The sequence below is a fragment of the Nitrospirillum viridazoti CBAmc genome, from assembly GCF_000730165.1.
GTDB lineage: Bacteria > Pseudomonadota > Alphaproteobacteria > Azospirillales > Azospirillaceae > Nitrospirillum > Nitrospirillum viridazoti.
The window spans coordinates 62,022-79,905 of the sequence record NZ_CP022112.1 but is presented as its reverse complement, the minus strand read 5'-3'; the positions used below and the strand labels follow the sequence as shown (position 1 = coordinate 79,905).

The following is a 17,884-nucleotide window of genomic DNA, read 5'->3' as shown; positions in this document are numbered from 1 at the left end:
ATGCCTGGGCGCACGATATGCTGACCTGGCCATGCTGGACCTTTAGGGGTCGCGGCGGCAACCCTATCGGGCGATGATGCGCCTTAAGGGGCTGGCGGAAAACAGGGACGGGCACGGGCATGATGACGGCGGACTATCCACGCGACCTGATCGGCTATGGCGCCAACCCGCCCCAGGCGGACTGGCCGAACGCCGCCCGCATCGCGGTTCAGCTGGTGCTGAACTATGAGGAGGGTGGGGAGAACTGCGTGCTGCACGGCGACGCGGCGTCGGAGGCCTTCCTATCGGAGATGGTGGCGGCCCAGGCCCTGCCCGGCGTGCGCCACATGTCCATGGAATCGCTGTACGAATACGGCTCCCGCGTCGGTGTCTGGCGCCTGCTGAAGCTGTTCGAAAAGAAGAAGATTCCCCTCACCATCTTCGCCGTGGCCATGGCCGCCGAGCGCCATCCCGACGTCATCCGCGCCATGGTCGACCAGGGGCATGAGATCGCCAGCCACGGCTATCGCTGGATCAATTACCAGTATATGGACCCGGCGGAGGAAGCCGCGCACATGGCCAAGGCCATGACCATCCTGGAACAGGTCAGCGGCACGCGCCCCGTCGGCTGGTACACCGGCCGCACCAGCCCCAACACCCGCCGCCTGGTGGCGGAGCATGGCGGCTTCCTTTACGACGCCGACGCCTATGACGACGACCTGCCCTATTGGCAATTGGTAGGCGACAGGCCGCAGCTGATCGTGCCCTATACCCTGGACTGCAACGACATGCGCTTCGTCCAGGTCCAGGGCTTCCATTCCGGCGACCAGTTCTTCACCTACCTCAAGGACAGCTTCGACGCCCTGTATGCCGAGGGGGCCGAGACGCCGCGCATGATGTCGGTCGGCTTGCATTGCCGCCTGGTGGGCAAGCCTGGGCGCATCCAGGCGCTGGAGCGCTTCCTCGATTATGCCGCCGGCCATGAGGGCGTGTGGTTCGCCCGCCGGGCCGACATCGCCCGCCACTGGCACGCCCGCCATCCTTATAAGGGGTCCGGCGCATGACCGGCTTCTTTGAGACGCGCGACGCCTTCGTTGCCCGCTTCGGCGGCGTGTTCGAGCATTCCCCGTGGATCGCAGAAGCCGCGTGGGACGCCGGCCTGCCGTCAGGCGCCGACACGGCCCATGGCCTGCACGCCGCCCTGGTGGCGCAGTTCCGGGCGGCGGGGCGGGAGCGGCGCCTGGGCGTGCTGCTGGCCCACCCCGACCTGGCCGGCCGCCTGGCTGTGCGGGGGGAACTAACGGCGGATTCCACCGCCGAACAGGCCTCCGCCGGCCTGGACAAGTGCACACCCGAGGAATACGCGCGCTTCCAGGAACTGAACGACGCCTACAAGGCGCGCTTCGGCTTCCCCTTCATCCTGGCGGTGCGCGGCCTGACCCGCGCCGCCATCCTGGAAAATTTCGAAAGCCGCGTGGCCAATGATGCGGAGACGGAATTCGCCACGGCGACAAACCAGGTGGAGCGCATCGCGCTGCTGCGTCTGAAGGAAATGCTACCGTGATCTTCGGCCCCGCCCTGATGGCGCGCCTGGACGACTTCGCCCGGCACAGCGCCGACCGGCCGGCCCTGACCCGCCTGTACCTGACGCAGGAGCACCGCGCCGCCGCCGACCAGTTGCTGATCTGGATGCGCGAGGCGGGGATGGCGGCGCATTTGGACGCCGCCGGCACCGTCGTCGGCCGCTATGAGGGAGACACGCCCGGTCTGCCCGCCCTGCTGCTGGGCTCACACATCGACACGGTGCGCAACGCCGGCAAGTACGACGGCAACCTGGGTGTGCTGGCGGCCGTCGCCGCCGTGGCGGAGCTGAACCGCCGGGGGGAACGCCTGCCCTACGCCATCGAGGTTCTGGGCTTCGGCGATGAGGAGGGCGTGCGCTTTCCCGTCACCCTGACGGGCAGCCGCGCCGTGGCCGGCACCATTGCCCCCGACGCCCTGGCCGCGCGCGACCGCGACGGCATCGCCCTGGGCGATGCGCTGAAGGAGTTCGGCGGCGACCCCGCCGGCCTGGCCGCCGTGGCCCGCGACCCGGCGACGGTGCTGGGCTTTGTCGAGGTGCACATCGAGCAGGGACCGGTGCTGGAATCCCGGGGCCTGCCCCTGGGCATCGTCACCGCCATCAACGGCGCCAGCCGCTACGCCGTCACCGTCACCGGCCAGGCAGGCCACGCCGGCACCGTGCCCATGGCCCTGCGCCACGATCCCCTGGCGGCAGCGGCGGAAATGGTGCTGGCGGTGGAGACGGCCGGCGGGGCGGAACCCGACCTGGTCGCCACCGTGGGCCGCATCGAGGCCAAGCCGGGTGCGGTGAACGTCATTCCAGGCCAGGCCACCTTCACCATCGATCTGCGCAGCCCGCGTGACGGCAGCCGCAAAACGGCCGCTGCCGGCCTGCTGCACACCCTGGCCGTCATCGCGGCGCGCCGGGGCGTGGCGCTGGACATCCAGCCCACGCACGACGCCCCTGCCGCCCACTGTCACCCCGGCCTGATGCGCCAGCTGGGCCAGGCGGTGGCGCGGGCCGGCATCATCCCCCACCATTTGCCCAGCGGCGCCGGCCACGACGCCATGGCCCTGGCGGCACTGTGCCCCATGGCCATGTTGTTCGTCCGCTGCAAGGGCGGCATCAGCCACAACCCGGCGGAGGCCATCACGGTGGAGGATGCCGACCTGGCCGTTACCGTGCTGCTGGACTTCCTGCGCCGTTTCGAACCCGTCTCCTTTGCCGAAGGACCCCGCCCATGACCACCGACACCGCCATCCAGGGGGCCGTCCACACCTTCCTGACGGCCAAGCGGGAGGAGCAGGTGCGCTTCCTGGCGGAGCTGATCAAGGTGCCATCCGACAACCCGCCGGGTGACTGCGCCCCCCACGCCGCCCGCGCCGCCGAGTTGCTGGAGGGCCTGGGCTACACCGTGGAACGCCATGTCGTGCCCGACGCGTTGGTCAAGGCCAACGGCATGATCAGCGCCACCAACCTGATCGTGCGCCGCAGCTTCGGCACCGGTGGGCCCACCATCGCCCTGAACGCCCATGGCGACGTGGTGGCGCCGGGCGAGGGCTGGACGGTTGATCCCTATGCCGCCACCGTCAAGGACGGCTGGATGTACGGGCGTGGCGTCGCCGTCTCCAAATCCGACTTCGCCAGCTACACCTACGCCCTGATGGCGCTGGATGAGCTGGCGCGCCAGGGCGTGGCGCTGAACGGCACGGTGGAACTGCACCTGACCTATGATGAGGAGGCGGGCGGCGAAATCGGCCCGCGCTGGCTGTTGGAGCAGGGGCTGACCAAGCCCGACTATGCCGTGTCCGCCGGCTTCAGCTACGGCATCGTCACCGCCCACAACGGCTGCCTGCATCTGGAGGTGGAGGTGCGGGGCAAGTCCGCCCACGCCGCCTTGCCCGCCACCGGCATCGATGCCTTGGAGGCCGCGACCGTCATCCTCAGCTGGCTATACCAGCACCGCGCCGGCTATGCCGCCACCGTTTCCGCCGTGCCCGGCATCGGCAGCCCGCAACTGACCGTCGGCCTGATTTCCGGTGGCATCAACACCAACGTCGTGCCCGACCGCATCACCTTCCGCCTGGACCGCCGCATGATCCCGGAGGAGCAGGGCGCCACGGTGGAGGCCACCCTGCGCCAGGTCATCGCCGCGGCGGCCGCCGAACGGCCGGAGGCGACTGTGGCCGTGCGCCGCATCCTGCTGGCCGAGCCCCTGAAGCCCATCGCCGGCACCGACCGCCTGACCGACACCATCAGCCGCCACGCCACCCGCATCCTGGGTGAGCCGGTCGCCGCCAAGGGCGTGCCCATCTACACCGACGCCCGCCACTACGCCGCCGCCGGTGTCCCCACCGTGCTCTACGGTGCCGGCCCCCACACCATCGAGGAAGCCAACGCCCACCGCGCGGACGAGCGCCTGCCGCTGAGCGACCTCTACAAGGCGACCGAGGTCATGGCCCTGACGCTGGTGGATTTGTTGATGGCCTGAAAGGACCGTTCCCTTACCGCTTGGGGCGCCGTGGAGTCCGGGGATTCCACGGCTTGCCGCTAACCATCTGCGCCAGGACCAGGGCGCCGTTGATCAGGCCCATCACGCCCAGGATCACGGCGCCGAAGCGCGCGCCATGCACCAAGCCGATGGCCACGACATTATCCGCCACCAGCACACCGATGGCCACCAGGGTCACCACGGCCATGAGCAGGAAGCCCGCGCGCTTCTGCGGCGCGCGCATGCCGTGGACGCAGATGGCAAGGATGGCCAGCAGGCCCAGGGCGGCGATGATGTCGAGAATCATGACGGCTGATCACGCTTAAGCAGAACTACCGCTGTCTTACGGGATGGCTTGCCGCCTTGGCTATCGGTTTTCATTGTGGCCTGTGGACCTTGCCGGCGAGCACCCGGATGACTATGATGACCAATATAGTCATCAGGAGGAGGCGAACATGAAAACCTGGACCGTCGCTGAAGCGAAAGCCAAGTTCAGTGAGGTGATTGATCGCGCCGCCGCCGGGACCCCACAGGTCATCTCTCGTAATGGCCGCACCACCGCCGTGGTCGTCTCGGCCGAAGAGTGGGAACGCAAGACGAGACGTGTGGGCAATCTGGCCGAATTCTTCGCCGCGTCCCCCTTGCGTGATTCCGGCCTGATAGTGGAACGCGCGGCGGATAGCGCCCGTGAGATTGATCTGTGAACTATCTGCTGGACACCAACGTGGTGTCGGAGTGGGTGAAGCCTCGCCCTGACGCCGGTGTCATAGAATGGCTGGCCGCAGCAGATGAGGATCGTCTCTATCTCAGCGTCCCCACCCTGGCGGAACTGCGTCAAGGCGTGCAGCGATTGGCGCCGGGGCAGCGCCGGAACCGACTGGATACATGGTTGCGGGATGACCTGCCCTTGCGCTTCGATCGCCGCATCCTGGCCATCGACGCAGCGGTGGCCGATGCCTGGGGCGTCATCGTGGCGCGCGGCCAGGCGACCGGCCGATCCATTAGCGCGATGGACGCCTTCATTGCCGCCACGGCGGAAATTCACGACCTTACCTTGGTGACGCGCAACGTCGCCGATTTCGGGCTGCTGCAGCAGCCCGTTTTAAATCCTTGGATGGCTGACTGACTGCATCTGCCGTGGCCACCGACCTAAGGCCCTTGACTCATTCGTTCGTCATCGCTTACCGTAAGCTATGTCTTACGAAAAAGCGCTGACTGCCCTGGCCGATCCCACCCGGCGGGCGGTGTTCGAGCGGTTGCGGGCCGGGCCGCAGCCGGTGGGGGAGTTGGCGCGGCATCTGCCCATCAGCCGGCCGGCGGTGTCGCAGCACCTGAAGGTGCTGAAGGATGCCGGGCTGGTGACCGACCGGGCGGAGGGGACGCGCCGCATCTATCACATCGACCCGCACGGCCTGGGCGCGCTGCGCCGCTGGCTGGACCAGTTCTGGGAGACCGCGCTCGACGCCTTCGTGGCCGAGGCGGAGAGAACCGCCGACAAACCATAAGAGGGAGGCACCGCCATGACGCTCGCCGAACGCACCATCGCCATCGCACCCGTGGTGAAGACCGTGACGGTGAGGGCCAGCCAGGCGCACGCCTTCCACGTCTTCACCACCCGCTTCGCCACCTGGTGGCCCGCCACCCACCACATCGGCAAGGCGCCCCTGGCCAACGCCATCATCGAGCCCAAGGTGGACGGCCGCTGGTATGAGGTGGGCGACGACGGATCGGAATGCGACTGGGGCCGCGTGCTGGCGTGGGAGCCGCCGGCCCGCCTGGTGCTGAGCTGGCATCTGGACGGCGATTTCCAGGTCCGTACCGACACCTATTCGGAGGTGGAGGTGACCTTCACCGCCCTGGATGAGACCCTGACCCGGGTGACGCTGGAACATCGCGACCTGGACCGCTTCGGCGCCGAGAACGGCGAGCGTCTGCGGGCCAAGGTGGGCAGCGACGGCGGCTGGGGCGGCATCCTGGATCTCTATGCGCGGGCCGCCAACGGCTGAAAACGGAACGGGGGCCAAGGGGAGGAGCCGCTATGGGAAAGGTCATCGACCGCGCGCTGGCGGTGCTGCTGATCCTGGGCGCCGGCGGGCACACCGCCGGTTCCTTCAACGCCTATGGCAACCAGCCCATGGTATTGCTGTGGGCCTTGAGCGCCAGCATCCTGGTCATCCTGTTGGGCGCCCTGAACCTGCTGCGGGGCGGGCGGCCGGGGGACAGGGCGTTGGCCTGGATCTGCGCCGCCGGCTTGGTGGCATGGATGGGCTGCTGCGTCGCCTTCGCCGCCATCGCCGCCATCGCCGGCACCTGGCTGGAGCCGCACGCCGCCATCTTCCTGTTGCTGTCGGCCGGCCTGCTGGCCTTTAGCCTGCGGACCGCGCTGCGTTCCGAAGGATGGCCGCCAGCCGGCTGACGGCCGGCGCGATGGCATCCACCCCCACCCCGCCATAACCGAAGACGAGACCGGCGAGACCGTCCCCCGAGACGGGTCCACCCAGGGTGGGCCGCAGCGCATAGTTGGCCAGGCTTTCCACCCCGATGCCGGCGGCCAGGGCCCGGGCCACCACGGCGTCCGCGTCCAACGGCCGGCGGAAGCGCGTCGCCAGGTGCAGCCCCGCCACCGCCGGCACCGGGTCCAGCAGATCGCCGCAATGGGCGGCAAGGGCCCCCAGCAGGGCGGTGCGACGGTCATCATAAACGGCGCGCATGCGCCGGACATGGCGGGCCAGGTGCCCCTCAGCCATGAAGGCGGCCAGGGCATCCTGCTCCACCACCGGGGCGTGCCAGTCGGCCACCTGCTTGGCCCTCAGCACATGGTCGCGCGCCCAGGCGGGCACGGCGATGAAACCTAAGCGCAGGGCCGGGAACAGGCTTTTGGAGAAGGTGCCGACATAGAAGACGCGGACACCGCCATCCAGGGTCTGCAGCGCGTCCAGCGGCCGGCCGCCGTAGCGGAACTCCCCATCATAATCGTCTTCGACGATCACGGCGCCCCGGACGGCCGCATAGGCCAGCAACGCCTGGCGCCGCCGGGGCGACAGGGGCACGCCCAGGGGGAACTGGTGCGATGGCGTGACGTAGACCACCGCCGCGTCCGGCGGCAGGGCGTCAACCACCAGCCCCTCCCCATCCACCGGAACGGGATGAAGCCGGGCGCCGGCGGCGAGGAAGGCGCCCCGGGCGGAGGCGTAGCCGGGATCCTCGATCGCCACCACAGGCCGGTCCGGTGTCACCAGAACGCGGGCCAGCAGGTCGAAGGCCTGCTGCGCGCCGGCGGTGATGATGATGTCCTCCGCCCGGCAAGCCACGGCGCGGGTGAAGGAGACGTGGCCCGCCACCGCAGCCCGCAGCGCCGACCGGCCCGCCGGCTCGCGATAGCCGGGCTGGGTGCGGGCGAAGGCGCGCAGCGCCCGAATGTACAGCCGCCCCCAGACGTCGAAGGGAAAGCCGCTGGTGTCCGGCAGCCCCAGGCGGAAATTGACCGCCACCTCCGGCGGCGGGGTGGGTGCGCGGGCGCCGCCCGGCGCCAGCAGCGCGGGGTTCAGCCGTACGCCGCTGGGCGGCGGTGCCCCGGCCGCGGCGCCGGCCTGGGCTTTGGAGCCTGTGTCGGCGACGAAGGTGCCGGCGCCGGTGCGGGCGACGACATAGCCCTCGCTCAACAGCAGGTCATAGACCGTCACCACCGTGGTGCGGGACAGGCCCAGATCCTGCGCCAAAGTCCGGCTGGGCGGCAGGGCCAGGCCCGGTGCCAGCCGCCCGTCCAGGATGGCGGCGCGCAACTGGTCATGCAGGGCGCGACGGACATGGCGGGAGCCGGGGGGCGGCAGCGCCAGGCCCAGTTGCAGGGCGATGGTCAAGGTGTCGGCGTCCGCAATTGGATCACCAGGAATACCACGGATCGGCTCTCGTTCCTGATCCAATTCCGCGCCATGCTGGACCCATCGGATCCTGAAGGAATGCCCTGATGCGCACCCTTATGCATGCCGGCCTGCTGATGGCCGCCCTCGCCACCTTCCCCGCCAATGCCGCCACGGACGGCACGCCGGCCGTCAATGCGGAAAGCGGCCAGGGCCGGGCGGAGGCGGCGGGCAGCGGCCTGCTGGGCCTGCCCGGCCCGGCGGCCACACTGACCACCCTGGAGGGGGAGCGCATCGCTATCATCGCCGTCAACACCGGCTTCAACGACAAGCCGGCGACGGTGCGCGACTTCCGCCAGAAGATGGGCCTGCGTATGCCGGTGGCGGTGGACGACGGCAGCCTGGCCGCCGCCCTGAACCTGCGGGTGACGCCGCAACACGTGGTCATCGGCCGCGACGGCCGCATCCTGTACGTCGGCCATCTGGCGGACGACAAATTGCACCAGGCGCTGCAGGCGGCCCTGGCGGAGGGCGGGAGTGCCGCCGGCATCGCCACCGCCCCTGGCCATCCGCAGGAAGCCACCTACAAACCGGGCGACATCCTGCCAGGACTGACCACCAGCATCACCTCCGGCCAGGCCTTCCCCGTGGGTGGCCCCAGCCGCGACGGCAAGCCCCGCGCCGTCCTGTTCTTTTCCCCCTGGTGCGAATCTTATCTCGCCACCAGCCGCCCGGCCATGGCGGCCGCCTGCCGCCAGGCGCGGGAGGTAGCGTCCAGCCTGGCCGACCAGGGTCAGGCCCATTGGCTGGGCGTGGCCTCGGGCCTGTGGGCTTCGGCCAAGGACCTGGCCGACTACCAGGCCAACCCCAAGACGGCGGTACCAAGCGGCCTGCCCCTGACCCTGGACGCCGACGGCCACCTGTTCCGCGCCTTCGGCGTGCGCGAGGTGCCCAGCCTGGCCATCATCGATGCCAAGGGCCGCATCACCCGCATCCTGGGGCCGGAGGAAATCACCCTGGCCACCGCCCAGCGCACCGTCGCCCAAGCCCGCTGACCGATACGAACAACGGAGGAACCGTCATGATCGCCACCGCAGACGCCCCCACCGCCCATCCCATCGACGCCCTGGCCCAGGCCTGGGTTCCGCTGCGCCCCGGCCTGTCGTTCCGTCCGCTGCACTTCGCCGAGGACGGCTATGACCTGCAGCTGCGGGTGGAACCCGGAACCGTCATCCCCCGTCACCGCCACAGCGGGGAGGTTCACGCCTACACCCTGTCGGGATCGCGCGAGATCATCGAGACGGGGGAGATCATCGGCCCCGGCGTCTTCGTCCACGAGCCGGCGGGCAATGTCGACAGCTGGCGGACCGTGGGGGATGAGCCCTGCGTCATCCACATCAGCCTGACGGGGGATATCGATTATCTGGATGAGCGGGGCCAGGTGATAGGGACCACCAACAGCGCCAGCGCGCGGGCCGCCTATCTGGCCTGGTGCGCTGCCCAAGGCGTCGCCCCCCACCCTGCCCTGGCCTGACCGGACCCACCGCCATGCACGCCATCTGCGAGACTTGCGGCACCCAGTTCACCGCCACGACCCCACCCGACCGTTGCCCCATCTGCGAGGATGAGCGCCAGTATGTCGGCTGGCGGGGCCAGCGCTGGACGACCATGGAGGGGCTGGCCGCGCGCCATCGCAGCCGTCTGGAGGAAGACGCGGGCCTGTTCGCGCTGGGCATGACGCCGCCCTTCGCCATCGACCAACGCGCCCTGCTGCTGCCCACCGATGCCGGCACCATCCTGTGGGAATGCGTGCCGCTGGTGACGGAGGACGGGGTGGCGGCGCTGAAGGCGCGGGGTGGCGTGGACAGGATCGTCATCTCCCACCCCCATTTCTATGCGTCCATGGTGTCCTGGAGCGAGGCGCTGGGGAATATCCCGATCCTGCTGCATGCCGCCGACCGCGACTGGGTCATGCGACCGGCGCCGCAGGTGGAATTCTGGGAGGGCGACCGCCTGGCTTTGTCGGACAGCGTCACCCTGGTCCGCTGCGGCGGGCATTTCCCCGGCAGCACCGCCCTGCATTGGCGGGACGGCCCCCGCCCTGGCGGCGCCCTGTTCCCCGGCGACGCGCTGCAGGTGGTGATGGACCGCCGCCACGTCACCTTCATGTACAGCTACCCCAATTATCTGCCCATGACGGCGGCGGATGTGCAGGGTATCCGCGAACGGCTGGCCGGCCTGCGGTTCGCGGATGTCTATGGCTACACCTGGGGCCGCAACATCATCGGCGGCGGCCGTGACGCAGTGGATGCCTCGTTCGACCGCTTCCTGAAGCGGGTGGAGGCCTGATCACGCGTCTACCGCCACCTTGGCATGGCGGTCGATATAGGCGCCGATATGCTGCGCCAGGGTGGCGGCCTGCATGCGGATGTCGGGCACGGCCGTCATTTCCCAGAAGGTGCCGCGCGTAACCGGGCCGATGGCGTACAGCCCGGGAACCGGCCGGCCACCGGCATCCAGCACCCGCGCCTCGGCGTCCACGTCCAGGCCCAGGTGCAGGGGGTCGGGGCGGATGGTGCCCTGGGCCAGCAGGTCGCGCACCAGCGGATCGGTCACCCGCAGGATGTCGCAGGCCGGGCCGGAGCAGTTGATGACCTGATCGACCGGGAAGGTGATGTCGCCGTCCTCGTTCCGGGGGCGGTAGGTCACGCGCACCCGGCCCTGCAGGGCGTCAGGCACCTCCTCGATAGACTGCAGCCGGCCGGCGGTGACGATCAGCGCGCCCGTGGCCTGCAAGGCGGTCAGTTGGGTGGCGACGGCCGGTGCCAGGCGGTGGCGGTGCACGTCCCACCAGGGGCGCAGGTGGCGCAGGAACCGCTTCCTCTCGCCTAGGGGCAGGGCCTGCCAATAGGCCACCGTGCGTGGGCGCAGGCTGTCTATCACCGGCTGCCAGGCGCGCCCCGCCGCCTGTTCCTGCCGCACCAGGCGGCGCACATGGGCCAGGGCGCGGGAGAGGGAGGTGGGCATGTCCGGCGGCGGCGGCACCACGTGGGGCACGGCGTCGGTGTGCCGACGGGGCAACAGGCCGCGCCGCGACAGCGCCACGATCTGCCCCTGGTGGCCGCGCGCCCGCAGGGACAGCACCGTGTCGACCATAGTCAGGCCGGTGCCCACCACCAGCACGCTGTCGCGCACGCCGATGTCGCGCGCCACGCTGGGCGCCCAGGGATCGGGGTGGAAACGGCTGGACCGGAAAAAGGCGCCGTCGAACAGGTGCGGCGGCTGCGGCGGGAAATTGCCGATGGCCAGCACGGCCGCGTCCAGCTTGTATTCCCGGCCCACGTCCAGGCGCACCACCATGCGCCCGCCCTCATGCCGCAGGGCCACGGCCGTATCCGGCACCAGGATGAGGCGACCGGCGGAGCGTGACTGCTTGGCGGCGTCCGAGATCAGCTTTTGCAGGTAATGGCCGTAGGTCTGGCGCGCGACGAAGCTGGCGGGACCGGCCCCGGCCGCCCCCGGCACCGCATCGCCCTGCTGGCGCAGCCAGGCCAGGAAATGTTCCGGCTGGTCGGGGAACGCGCTCATGTTCCCGGCCCGGACGTTCAGCAGGTGGGCGGGATTGCCAGTGGCGTAGGCCAGCCCCCGGCCGAAGTCGGAGGCGCGTTCGATCAGCAGGATGCGGGGACAGTCGGCCCCACGGGACAGAAGGTGCAAGGCCAGCAAAGAACCGCTGAAGCCCGCGCCGATGATGGCGATGGTCGGCCGTGTCGTCATGGGTGTTCCTACCCGGCGCCGGTGGGGTGCGCCCAAGGGGGCCGCAAATTGATCCCCATGCTCAATGGCGCCCACCCCCGCTGTCAAGCGACGTTTGGCTTACATACCACATTAGTAGTACCGTTAAATTTGCCAGATCGTGGATCAGCCAAACGCCATGCGATCTATACAATTCCGGCATGGCACCCCCGCCGCTCCCCGCTCCACGTCGGCGCTTGCGATACTGCGACGATTTGCGCCATGCTAATCTCGTATGTTGAATAAAAATATGAACACAAAAAAATCGTTGTTTCTGTCCGTCCCTCTGATGGCGGACGGCGACAACCCATTGGGAGCCTTCATCCATGACCGTTTCCTCAAGGTCCCTGCCCCTGGGCAGGCAGCGCCGGACCGCCACCGCGCTGGCGTTGATCCTGGCCACCCCCTTATTCGTCCCGGCCGCCCAGGCGGCCGATCCGGCACCGCAAAGCAATGCCACCTTGAGCGACCTGGACGAGGTGGTGGTGACCGGCACGCGGCGCAGCGACCGCACCGTCGCCTCCTCCCCCGTGCCCATCGACGTGCTGCCGGTGGATGAGCTGGAGAAGACCGGCCTGGTGCAGACCACCCAGATGCTGCGCGCCCTGGTGCCCAGCTTCAACTTCCCCCAGCCGGCCAACACCGACGGCACCGACCATGTGCGCCCGGCCACCCTGCGGGGCCTGAGCCCCGACCAAACCCTGGTGCTGGTCAACGGCAAGCGCCGGCACGTCAGCGCCGTGCTGAACCTGAACGGCAGCGTGGGCCGCGGCTCCAACGCCGTGGACCTGAACACCATCCCGTCCATCGCCATCGAGAAGATCGAGGTGCTGCGCGATGGTGCCGCCGCCCAGTATGGCTCCGACGCCATCGCCGGCGTCATCAACATCCGCCTGAAGGGCCAGGACAGCGGCGGCAGCGCCGCCGTGGAATATGGCGAATACGGTGCCGGCGATGGCCAGACCGGCAGGGTGGAGGCCAATGTCGGCCTGCCTCTGCCCCGCAACGGCTATGTCACCTTGTCGGCGGAGGCCCACCGGTCGCGCCCCACCGACCGGTCGGGCGACGACCCGCGCCAGCAATACCTGACGGCCGGCGACCCGCGCGAGGCCACCTTCGACCGCCACGACAGCCGCTTCGGCGACCCGCTGGACAAGGAATACAACCTGTTCCTGAACGCCAGCCTGCCGGTGAACGACAAGGCGGAGATCTACGCCTTCGCCAGCCTGGGCCAGCGCGACGGGCAGAGCGCCGGCTTCTTCCGCCGGGCGCAGGACGTGCGCACGGTGCGGGCCCTGACGCCCGACGGCTACCTGCCCTACATCGCGTCCAAGCAGCTGGACCTGTCCACCACCGTGGGCGTGCGCGGCGACCTGCCCGACGACTGGAGCTATGACCTGAGCGTCGATTACGGCCGCAACCGCTTCGACTATGGCGTGGAAAACTCCGTCAACGTGTCGTTGGGCACGGCCAGCCCGCGCGACTTCCACGCCGGCGAGCTGGTGTCGGACGAGCTGGTAGGCAACCTGGATGTGCGCAAGCTGGCCCACGTCGGCTTCCTGCCCGACACGCTGTCCATCGCCGTAGGCACCGAGGTGCGGCGCGAGGATTACACGATCAAGGCCGGAGAACCTGCCAGCTATATCAACGGTGGCGTGCCGGTGCTGGATGGCCCGTCCAAGGGCACGGCGGCCGCCCCTGGCGCCCAGGTCTTCCCCGGCTTCGAACCAGCCGACGCCGGCACCAACAGCCGGGGCAGCGTCGGTACCTATGCCGAGCTGGAAACCAAGCTGACGCCCGACTTCCTGGTGAACCTAGCCGGCCGCTACGAGCATTACAGCGACTTCGGCGACACCACCAACGGCGAGCTGTCGGCCAAGTATGACCTGATCTCCGCCCTGTCCGTGCGCGGGGCCATCAGTACCGGCTTCCGCGCGCCGTCCTTGGCGCAGTCGCACTATTCCGCCACCAGCACGGTGTTCATCAACAGCGTGCCCTATGACGTCCGCACCTTCCCGGTGACGGACCCGGCGGCGAAGGCCTTGGGCGCCGAGCCGCTGAAGCCGGAGAAGTCCACCAATTACAGCGCCGGCCTGGTGTTCCGCCCCACGGACAACTTCTACGCCACTGTGGATTTCTACCAAATTGATATCGATGACCGCATCGTGCTGTCGGAGAACCTGACGGGTGCGGCGGTGGTGAAGCTGCTGGCGGCCAACGGCGTCACCGGCATCGGCGGCGGCCGCTTCTTCACCAACGCCATCGACACCCGCACGCGCGGTGTGGATATCGTCGGCCGCTATGCCATCGACCTGGGCGACGCGGGCAGCCTGTCGCTGACCGCCGGCCTGAACCTGAACGATACGGAAGTGACGCGGGTGGAGGGCAATCCGTCGCAGCTGGCCAGCCTGGGCACCACCGTCTTCCGTTTCGGCCGGTCGGAAAAGGGCCGTATCGAAAAGGGTCAGCCCAAGAACAAGCTGAACCTGGCGGCGACGTACGACTGGGAGAAGCTGTCGACCACGGTGCGCACCACCCGCTATGGCAGCACCACCTCGCTGGACAGCAGCAACCCGGCGCTGGACCAGACTTACGGCGCCAAGTGGGTCACCGATATCGCCATCAGCTATCAGGTGACTGACGCCATCGGCGTCACCATCGGGGCGGACAACGTGTTCGACGTCTATCCCGACAAGGTCATCGCCGCCAACAGCACCAGCGGCATCTATCCCTACAGCAACTACTCGCCCTTCGGCTTCAACGGGGCGTTCTACTATGGCCGCGTCAGCTACAAGTTCTGACCGGTCGGCGTAAAGACGGCCGCCCGGGGCGTCCCCCCTTGGGCACACCCAGGGCGGCCGTTCTTTCTCAGGCCTTAGGCGCGGGCTTGGGCTTGTGCGCATCGAGGAAGGCGCGGAACTGGTCCTGGTCCAGGAAGTACAGTTCCAGGCACTTGTCGTAGTCGGCCTTGTCCTTGATGACGCGGCAGAGGGTTTCCGCGTCCTCATTCTCCTTCTGCTGCTGGATCACCGCCTTCTTGTCGGGGTCGGCCGGTGGGGTCTGCGCCGCCGCCGGCAAGGACAGCAGCAGCAAAGCGGCAAGCGGGGTGCAAAGGGTGAGGGCGGAAAGGGCGCGCACCTTGGGATCTCCTGACGGCTGGAAAGACGCCCCGGAACGGGAGCGCCCTGGTCAGCCGGAAGTTTAACGGCCAATGGTTAAGGTTCAACATCCCGTTTTGATAGCCGGCGGCTATGGCGGGACACCCTTGCCCGGCTTGAAAGTCTTCCCGGATTTGGGCGGTGGCACCACTGGCCGCCAATGCCCATAATGCCCTGGACTGGCAACGGCGTATCCGCCCCGTGGCCCCCGCCCCAGGACGCGTCGACGGCCCGACCCTGACCTATCCCGGCGGCGGCCATCCGTGGGCGGGTGAAATGACAAGGGGCGAGGGGCATGAGTATGGGGGCACTGCGCACCCAGGTGGGGCGCACCCAGGCGGGGCGTACCCGGACGGAGCATACCGGAGCGGGGCGGATCCGCACCATTTTGGCGGCGGGCGGCCTGGTGCTTCTGGCCGCCTGTGCTGCCGACGGGGGCCGTGGCGACGCACCGGTGGCCGCTCCCCCCGCCCCCGCCCCGGCCGCAGCCCCCCAGACGCCGGAGTCCCGAACGGCCGCGCTGTTCCGCCACCTGCGCGCCGACCCGGTGCGGCTGGCGATGTTCCTGCGCCGCATGCCCAAGGGCGCCGACCTGCACAATCATATGAGCGGCGGCATCTATGCCGAGAACATGGTGGACTGGGCGGCGGCGGAATCGGCGTGCGCCGACCCCAAGGCGCTGGTACTGAAGCCCGCCCCCTGCACCCGCGGCCTGGTGCCGGCGGCCGACGCGCGGCGCGACGTCGGCCTGTACAACCGGCTGATCAACGCCCTGTCGATGCGCAACTTCGTGGCGGGCGCGGAATCCGGGCACGACCATTTCTTCGACAGCTTCGCCAAGTTCGAGCCGGCGCTGAAGACCCGGGTGCCCGAGATGCTGGCGGAGGCGGCGAACCGCGCCGCCGCCAGCCACGTGCTGTACCTGGAACTGATGTGGTCCAACGGCATGTCCAAGGCGGCGGCCCTGGCCGTCCCGCTGGGCACACCGGCCCCTGGGACCATCCCCGGCGACACCGCCACGTTCGAGGCTTGGCGCGCCAAGGTGGAACCCGGCCTGCCGGCGATCATCGCCGCCGCGAAGACCGATACCGACGCGGCGGAGGCCCGCATGCGCCAGATCCTGCGCTGCGGCACGGCAGACGCCCAGCCGGGCTGCGCCGTCAGCATCCGCTATCTGGCCCAGGTCATCCGCGTGCTGCCCGCCCCGCAGGTGTTCGCGCAAAGCCTGTACGGCTACGCCCTGACCGCCGCCGACCCGCGCTTCGTCGGCGTCAACCTGGTGGCGCCGGAGGACAACCCGGTGACGCTGAAGGACTATGGCCTGCAGATGCGCCTGCTGGGTTATCTGGGCCGGCGCATGCCGGCGGCCAACCTGTCGCTGCATGCCGGTGAGCTGGCCTTGGGCCTGGTGCCGCCAGAGGACCTGCGCGATCACATCCGCCTGGCGGTGGAGGTGGCGGGCGCCAAGCGCATCGGCCACGGCGTGGACATCGGGCAGGAGACGGATGCCCAGCACGTGCTGAAGACCATGGCCGACCGGGGCGTGCTGGTGGAGATCAACCTGACCAGCAACGACGTCATCCTCGGCGTGAAGGGCCGCGACCACCCCATCACCGCCTACCGCGCATTCGGCGTGCCCCTGGCCCTGTCCACGGATGACGAGGGCGTGTCGCGTATCGACCTGACGCATGAGTATGTGCGCGCGGCCGAAACCTACGCCCTGGATTACGCCACGCTGAAAACCTTCTCCCGCAACGGGCTGGAGCATGCCTTCCTGCCCGGCGCCAGCCTGTGGGGGATGCCGGGGCAGCTCGTGGCATCCTGCGCCGCCGATCACCCCGGCACGAGCCCATCCGCCGCCTGCCAGGCCTTCCTGAACCAGAGCCCCAAGGCCGCCCTGCAATGGCGGCTGGAGGCGGACTTCCACGATTTCGAGGCGGCCGTGGCCGCCGAGGCCGAAAGCGGCTTGTGGGGCCAGGGCCACGGCTCTAAAACCACCGCCGCATCCCTTGGCCAATCCCCCAATTGAGTTCTGAAGCGAGACCGCGCCCATGCGCCTTCTGATCGACACCGACACCGCCGGCGATGACGCCTTTTCCCTGCTGCTGGCCCTGCGCAATCCGAAGGTGACGCTGGACGCCATCACCATCTGCCATGGCAACGTGACCTTCGACCAGTGCGTGGAGAACGCGCTATACACCGTCGAGGCCGCCGGCCGCGGCGGCGAGGTACCGGTCTACCCGGGCGCCCGCCTGCCCATGATGCGCAAGCCGCTGGACGCGGCCTACGTCTTCGGCAAGGACGGCATGAGCGACGCCAATTATCCGCCGGCCAAGCAGCGGCCGGAGGCCAAGCACGCTGTCGACGCCATCATCGACACCGTCCTGGCCCACCCCGGCGAGGTCACCATCATCGCCCAGGCGCCCCTGACCAACCTGGCGTTGGCGGTGATGAAGGAACCGGCCATCGTCCAGGCCACCAAGCATTTGTGGATCATGGGCGGCACCGACAATGCCGTGGGCAACGTCACCAGTGCTGCCGAGTTCAATTTCTATGTCGATCCCGAGGCCGCCAAGATCGTGGTTAACGCCGGCTTCAAGGCCAGCATGCTGACGTGGACCCGCTCCATGGTCGAGGGTGTCATTACCAGCGCCGAGCTGGACGCCATCGCGGCCCTGGGCACCCCGGTATCCCAGTTCTTCACCCGCGTAAACCGCGACAGCCTGGCCTTCTCGCGCGATCGGCAGCGCATCGACGGCAGCATTCATCCCGACGCCCTGACCTGCGCCTGCGCCCTGAATGAGGCCCTGGTGCTGGAGGCGGAGCACTGCGTGGTGGACGTGGAGACAGCCGGCACGCTCACGCGCGGCTATTCCAGCGTCTCCTCCGCCATTCTGCCGGACGCGGCCGACGCCGATCCGGATCTGGCGCCCCAGGTGCCCAACATGCGGGTCATCAAGCGCGCCGACCGCGAAGGTTTCGTCCGCATGATGACGGACGCCGTCCGCTGATCCGGGGTGGCGCCATCACCACTATC

Annotated in this window: 19 protein-coding genes; 15 read left to right on the top strand and 4 right to left on the bottom strand. The window is 69.1% G+C overall.

Annotation, left to right across the window (positions count from 1 at the left end):
* The first annotated feature begins 119 nt into the window (after nt 1-119).
* The 4 genes from puuE to Y958_RS22340 are packed head-to-tail and all read left to right on the top strand — an operon-like array spanning nt 120 to nt 4,034.
* A complete protein-coding gene (gene puuE / locus Y958_RS22355; protein WP_425600691.1) occupies nt 120-1,043 on the top strand; it encodes an allantoinase PuuE in 924 nt (307 codons plus the stop codon).
* Nucleotides 1,040-1,543 (top strand): 2-oxo-4-hydroxy-4-carboxy-5-ureidoimidazoline decarboxylase, encoded by a 504-nt coding sequence (gene uraD, locus Y958_RS22350; protein ID WP_088874204.1) that lies wholly within the window; start codon nt 1,040-1,042, stop codon nt 1,541-1,543. The genes puuE and uraD overlap by 4 nt, the downstream gene beginning before the upstream one ends.
* Nucleotides 1,540-2,787 (top strand): allantoate amidohydrolase, encoded by a 1,248-nt coding sequence (locus Y958_RS22345; RefSeq protein WP_244909645.1) that lies wholly within the window; start codon nt 1,540-1,542, stop codon nt 2,785-2,787. The genes uraD and Y958_RS22345 overlap by 4 nt, the downstream gene beginning before the upstream one ends.
* A complete protein-coding gene (locus tag Y958_RS22340; protein WP_088874203.1) occupies nt 2,784-4,034 on the top strand; it encodes a M20/M25/M40 family metallo-hydrolase in 1,251 nt (416 codons plus the stop codon). The genes Y958_RS22345 and Y958_RS22340 overlap by 4 nt, the downstream gene beginning before the upstream one ends.
* A 13-nt stretch (nt 4,035-4,047) precedes the next feature.
* Here the strand turns inward: Y958_RS22340 and Y958_RS22335 are convergent, their stop codons facing one another.
* Nucleotides 4,048-4,341, bottom strand: coding sequence for a hypothetical protein (locus Y958_RS22335; protein ID WP_088874202.1), 294 nt, complete (start codon nt 4,339-4,341; stop codon nt 4,048-4,050).
* Nucleotides 4,342-4,489: 148 nt separating this feature from the next.
* Between Y958_RS22335 and Y958_RS22330 the strand changes: the two genes are divergently transcribed.
* From Y958_RS22330 to Y958_RS22310, 5 genes are all read left to right on the top strand, one after another.
* Entirely contained in the window at nt 4,490-4,738 is a 249-nt protein-coding gene (locus Y958_RS22330) for a type II toxin-antitoxin system Phd/YefM family antitoxin (RefSeq protein WP_088875162.1), read from the top strand.
* On the top strand, nt 4,735-5,160 hold the full coding sequence (locus Y958_RS22325; protein ID WP_088874201.1) for a type II toxin-antitoxin system VapC family toxin: 426 nt from the start codon (nt 4,735-4,737) through the stop codon (nt 5,158-5,160). Before Y958_RS22330 ends, Y958_RS22325 begins: the two co-directional genes overlap by 4 nt.
* 67 nt (nt 5,161-5,227) lie before the next feature.
* A complete protein-coding gene (locus Y958_RS22320) occupies nt 5,228-5,539 on the top strand; it encodes an ArsR/SmtB family transcription factor (RefSeq protein ID WP_088874200.1) in 312 nt (103 codons plus the stop codon).
* 15 nt (nt 5,540-5,554) lie between these two features.
* Complete coding sequence (locus Y958_RS22315) at nt 5,555-6,040, top strand: SRPBCC family protein (RefSeq protein ID WP_088874199.1); 486 nt, start codon at nt 5,555-5,557, stop codon at nt 6,038-6,040.
* 32 nt (nt 6,041-6,072) lie between these two features.
* Nucleotides 6,073-6,450: a hypothetical protein gene (locus Y958_RS22310; RefSeq protein WP_088874198.1), complete on the top strand. Its 378-nt coding sequence runs from the start codon at nt 6,073-6,075 to the stop codon at nt 6,448-6,450.
* On the opposite strand, the gene pdxR is transcribed toward Y958_RS22310, so the two are convergent.
* Nucleotides 6,401-7,894, bottom strand: a complete 1,494-nt coding sequence (gene pdxR, locus Y958_RS22305; protein WP_211098751.1) for a MocR-like pyridoxine biosynthesis transcription factor PdxR — start codon at nt 7,892-7,894, stop codon at nt 6,401-6,403. The two genes, Y958_RS22310 and pdxR, sit on opposite strands and share 50 nt — an antisense overlap.
* Nucleotides 7,895-8,001: 107 nt before the next feature.
* Here pdxR and Y958_RS22300 point away from each other — a divergent pair, with 107 nt between their 5' ends.
* From Y958_RS22300 to Y958_RS22290, 3 genes are read left to right on the top strand one after another with little or no spacing between them, the layout of a single operon-like run.
* Nucleotides 8,002-8,949, top strand: coding sequence for a TlpA family protein disulfide reductase (locus tag Y958_RS22300; protein WP_186291559.1), 948 nt, complete (start codon nt 8,002-8,004; stop codon nt 8,947-8,949).
* A gap of 26 nt (nt 8,950-8,975) precedes the next feature.
* A complete protein-coding gene (locus Y958_RS22295; RefSeq protein WP_088874197.1) occupies nt 8,976-9,428 on the top strand; it encodes a cupin domain-containing protein in 453 nt (150 codons plus the stop codon).
* Between the two features lie 14 nt (nt 9,429-9,442).
* A complete protein-coding gene (locus tag Y958_RS22290; RefSeq protein ID WP_088874196.1) occupies nt 9,443-10,243 on the top strand; it encodes an MBL fold metallo-hydrolase in 801 nt (266 codons plus the stop codon).
* Here the strand turns inward: Y958_RS22290 and Y958_RS22285 are convergent, their stop codons facing one another.
* Entirely contained in the window at nt 10,244-11,671 is a 1,428-nt protein-coding gene (locus Y958_RS22285) for an FAD/NAD(P)-binding protein (RefSeq protein WP_088874195.1), read from the bottom strand.
* A gap of 344 nt (nt 11,672-12,015) precedes the next feature.
* Between Y958_RS22285 and Y958_RS22280 the strand changes: the two genes are divergently transcribed.
* Nucleotides 12,016-14,490 (top strand): TonB-dependent receptor plug domain-containing protein, encoded by a 2,475-nt coding sequence (locus Y958_RS22280; protein ID WP_244909644.1) that lies wholly within the window; start codon nt 12,016-12,018, stop codon nt 14,488-14,490.
* A gap of 67 nt (nt 14,491-14,557) precedes the next feature.
* Here the strand turns inward: Y958_RS22280 and Y958_RS22275 are convergent, their stop codons facing one another.
* The gene (locus Y958_RS22275) at nt 14,558-14,827 is read right to left on the bottom strand and encodes a hypothetical protein (protein ID WP_088874194.1); all 270 of its coding nucleotides are present in this window, start codon (nt 14,825-14,827) and stop codon (nt 14,558-14,560) included.
* Between the two features lie 315 nt (nt 14,828-15,142).
* On the opposite strand from Y958_RS22275, the gene Y958_RS22270 reads away from it, so the two are divergent.
* Nucleotides 15,143-16,876 (top strand): amidohydrolase family protein, encoded by a 1,734-nt coding sequence (locus Y958_RS22270; RefSeq protein ID WP_244909643.1) that lies wholly within the window; start codon nt 15,143-15,145, stop codon nt 16,874-16,876.
* Nucleotides 16,877-16,898: 22 nt separating this feature from the next.
* The gene (locus Y958_RS22265; RefSeq protein ID WP_088874192.1) at nt 16,899-17,858 is read left to right on the top strand and encodes a nucleoside hydrolase; all 960 of its coding nucleotides are present in this window, start codon (nt 16,899-16,901) and stop codon (nt 17,856-17,858) included.
* The last annotated feature ends 26 nt before the right edge of the window (nt 17,859-17,884 follow it).

Excerpts from the sequence above, each read along its gene's own strand:
- puuE (WP_425600691.1), top strand. The coding sequence starts at position 120 with ATGATGACGGCGGACTATCCACGCGACCTGATCGGCTATGGCGCCAAC.
- uraD (WP_088874204.1), top strand. The coding sequence starts at position 1,040 with ATGACCGGCTTCTTTGAGACGCGCGACGCCTTCGTTGCCCGCTTCGGC.
- Y958_RS22340 (WP_088874203.1), top strand. The coding sequence starts at position 2,784 with ATGACCACCGACACCGCCATCCAGGGGGCCGTCCACACCTTCCTGACG.
- Y958_RS22335 (WP_088874202.1), bottom strand. The coding sequence starts at position 4,341 with ATGATTCTCGACATCATCGCCGCCCTGGGCCTGCTGGCCATCCTTGCC.
- Y958_RS22330 (WP_088875162.1), top strand. The coding sequence starts at position 4,490 with ATGAAAACCTGGACCGTCGCTGAAGCGAAAGCCAAGTTCAGTGAGGTG.
- Y958_RS22320 (WP_088874200.1), top strand. The coding sequence starts at position 5,228 with ATGTCTTACGAAAAAGCGCTGACTGCCCTGGCCGATCCCACCCGGCGG.
- Y958_RS22315 (WP_088874199.1), top strand. The coding sequence starts at position 5,555 with ATGACGCTCGCCGAACGCACCATCGCCATCGCACCCGTGGTGAAGACC.
- Y958_RS22310 (WP_088874198.1), top strand. The coding sequence starts at position 6,073 with ATGGGAAAGGTCATCGACCGCGCGCTGGCGGTGCTGCTGATCCTGGGC.
- Y958_RS22300 (WP_186291559.1), top strand. The coding sequence starts at position 8,002 with ATGCGCACCCTTATGCATGCCGGCCTGCTGATGGCCGCCCTCGCCACC.
- Y958_RS22295 (WP_088874197.1), top strand. The coding sequence starts at position 8,976 with ATGATCGCCACCGCAGACGCCCCCACCGCCCATCCCATCGACGCCCTG.
- Y958_RS22290 (WP_088874196.1), top strand. The coding sequence starts at position 9,443 with ATGCACGCCATCTGCGAGACTTGCGGCACCCAGTTCACCGCCACGACC.
- Y958_RS22285 (WP_088874195.1), bottom strand. The coding sequence starts at position 11,671 with ATGACGACACGGCCGACCATCGCCATCATCGGCGCGGGCTTCAGCGGT.
- Y958_RS22280 (WP_244909644.1), top strand. The coding sequence starts at position 12,016 with ATGACCGTTTCCTCAAGGTCCCTGCCCCTGGGCAGGCAGCGCCGGACC.
- Y958_RS22270 (WP_244909643.1), top strand. The coding sequence starts at position 15,143 with ATGAGTATGGGGGCACTGCGCACCCAGGTGGGGCGCACCCAGGCGGGG.
- Y958_RS22265 (WP_088874192.1), top strand. The coding sequence starts at position 16,899 with ATGCGCCTTCTGATCGACACCGACACCGCCGGCGATGACGCCTTTTCC.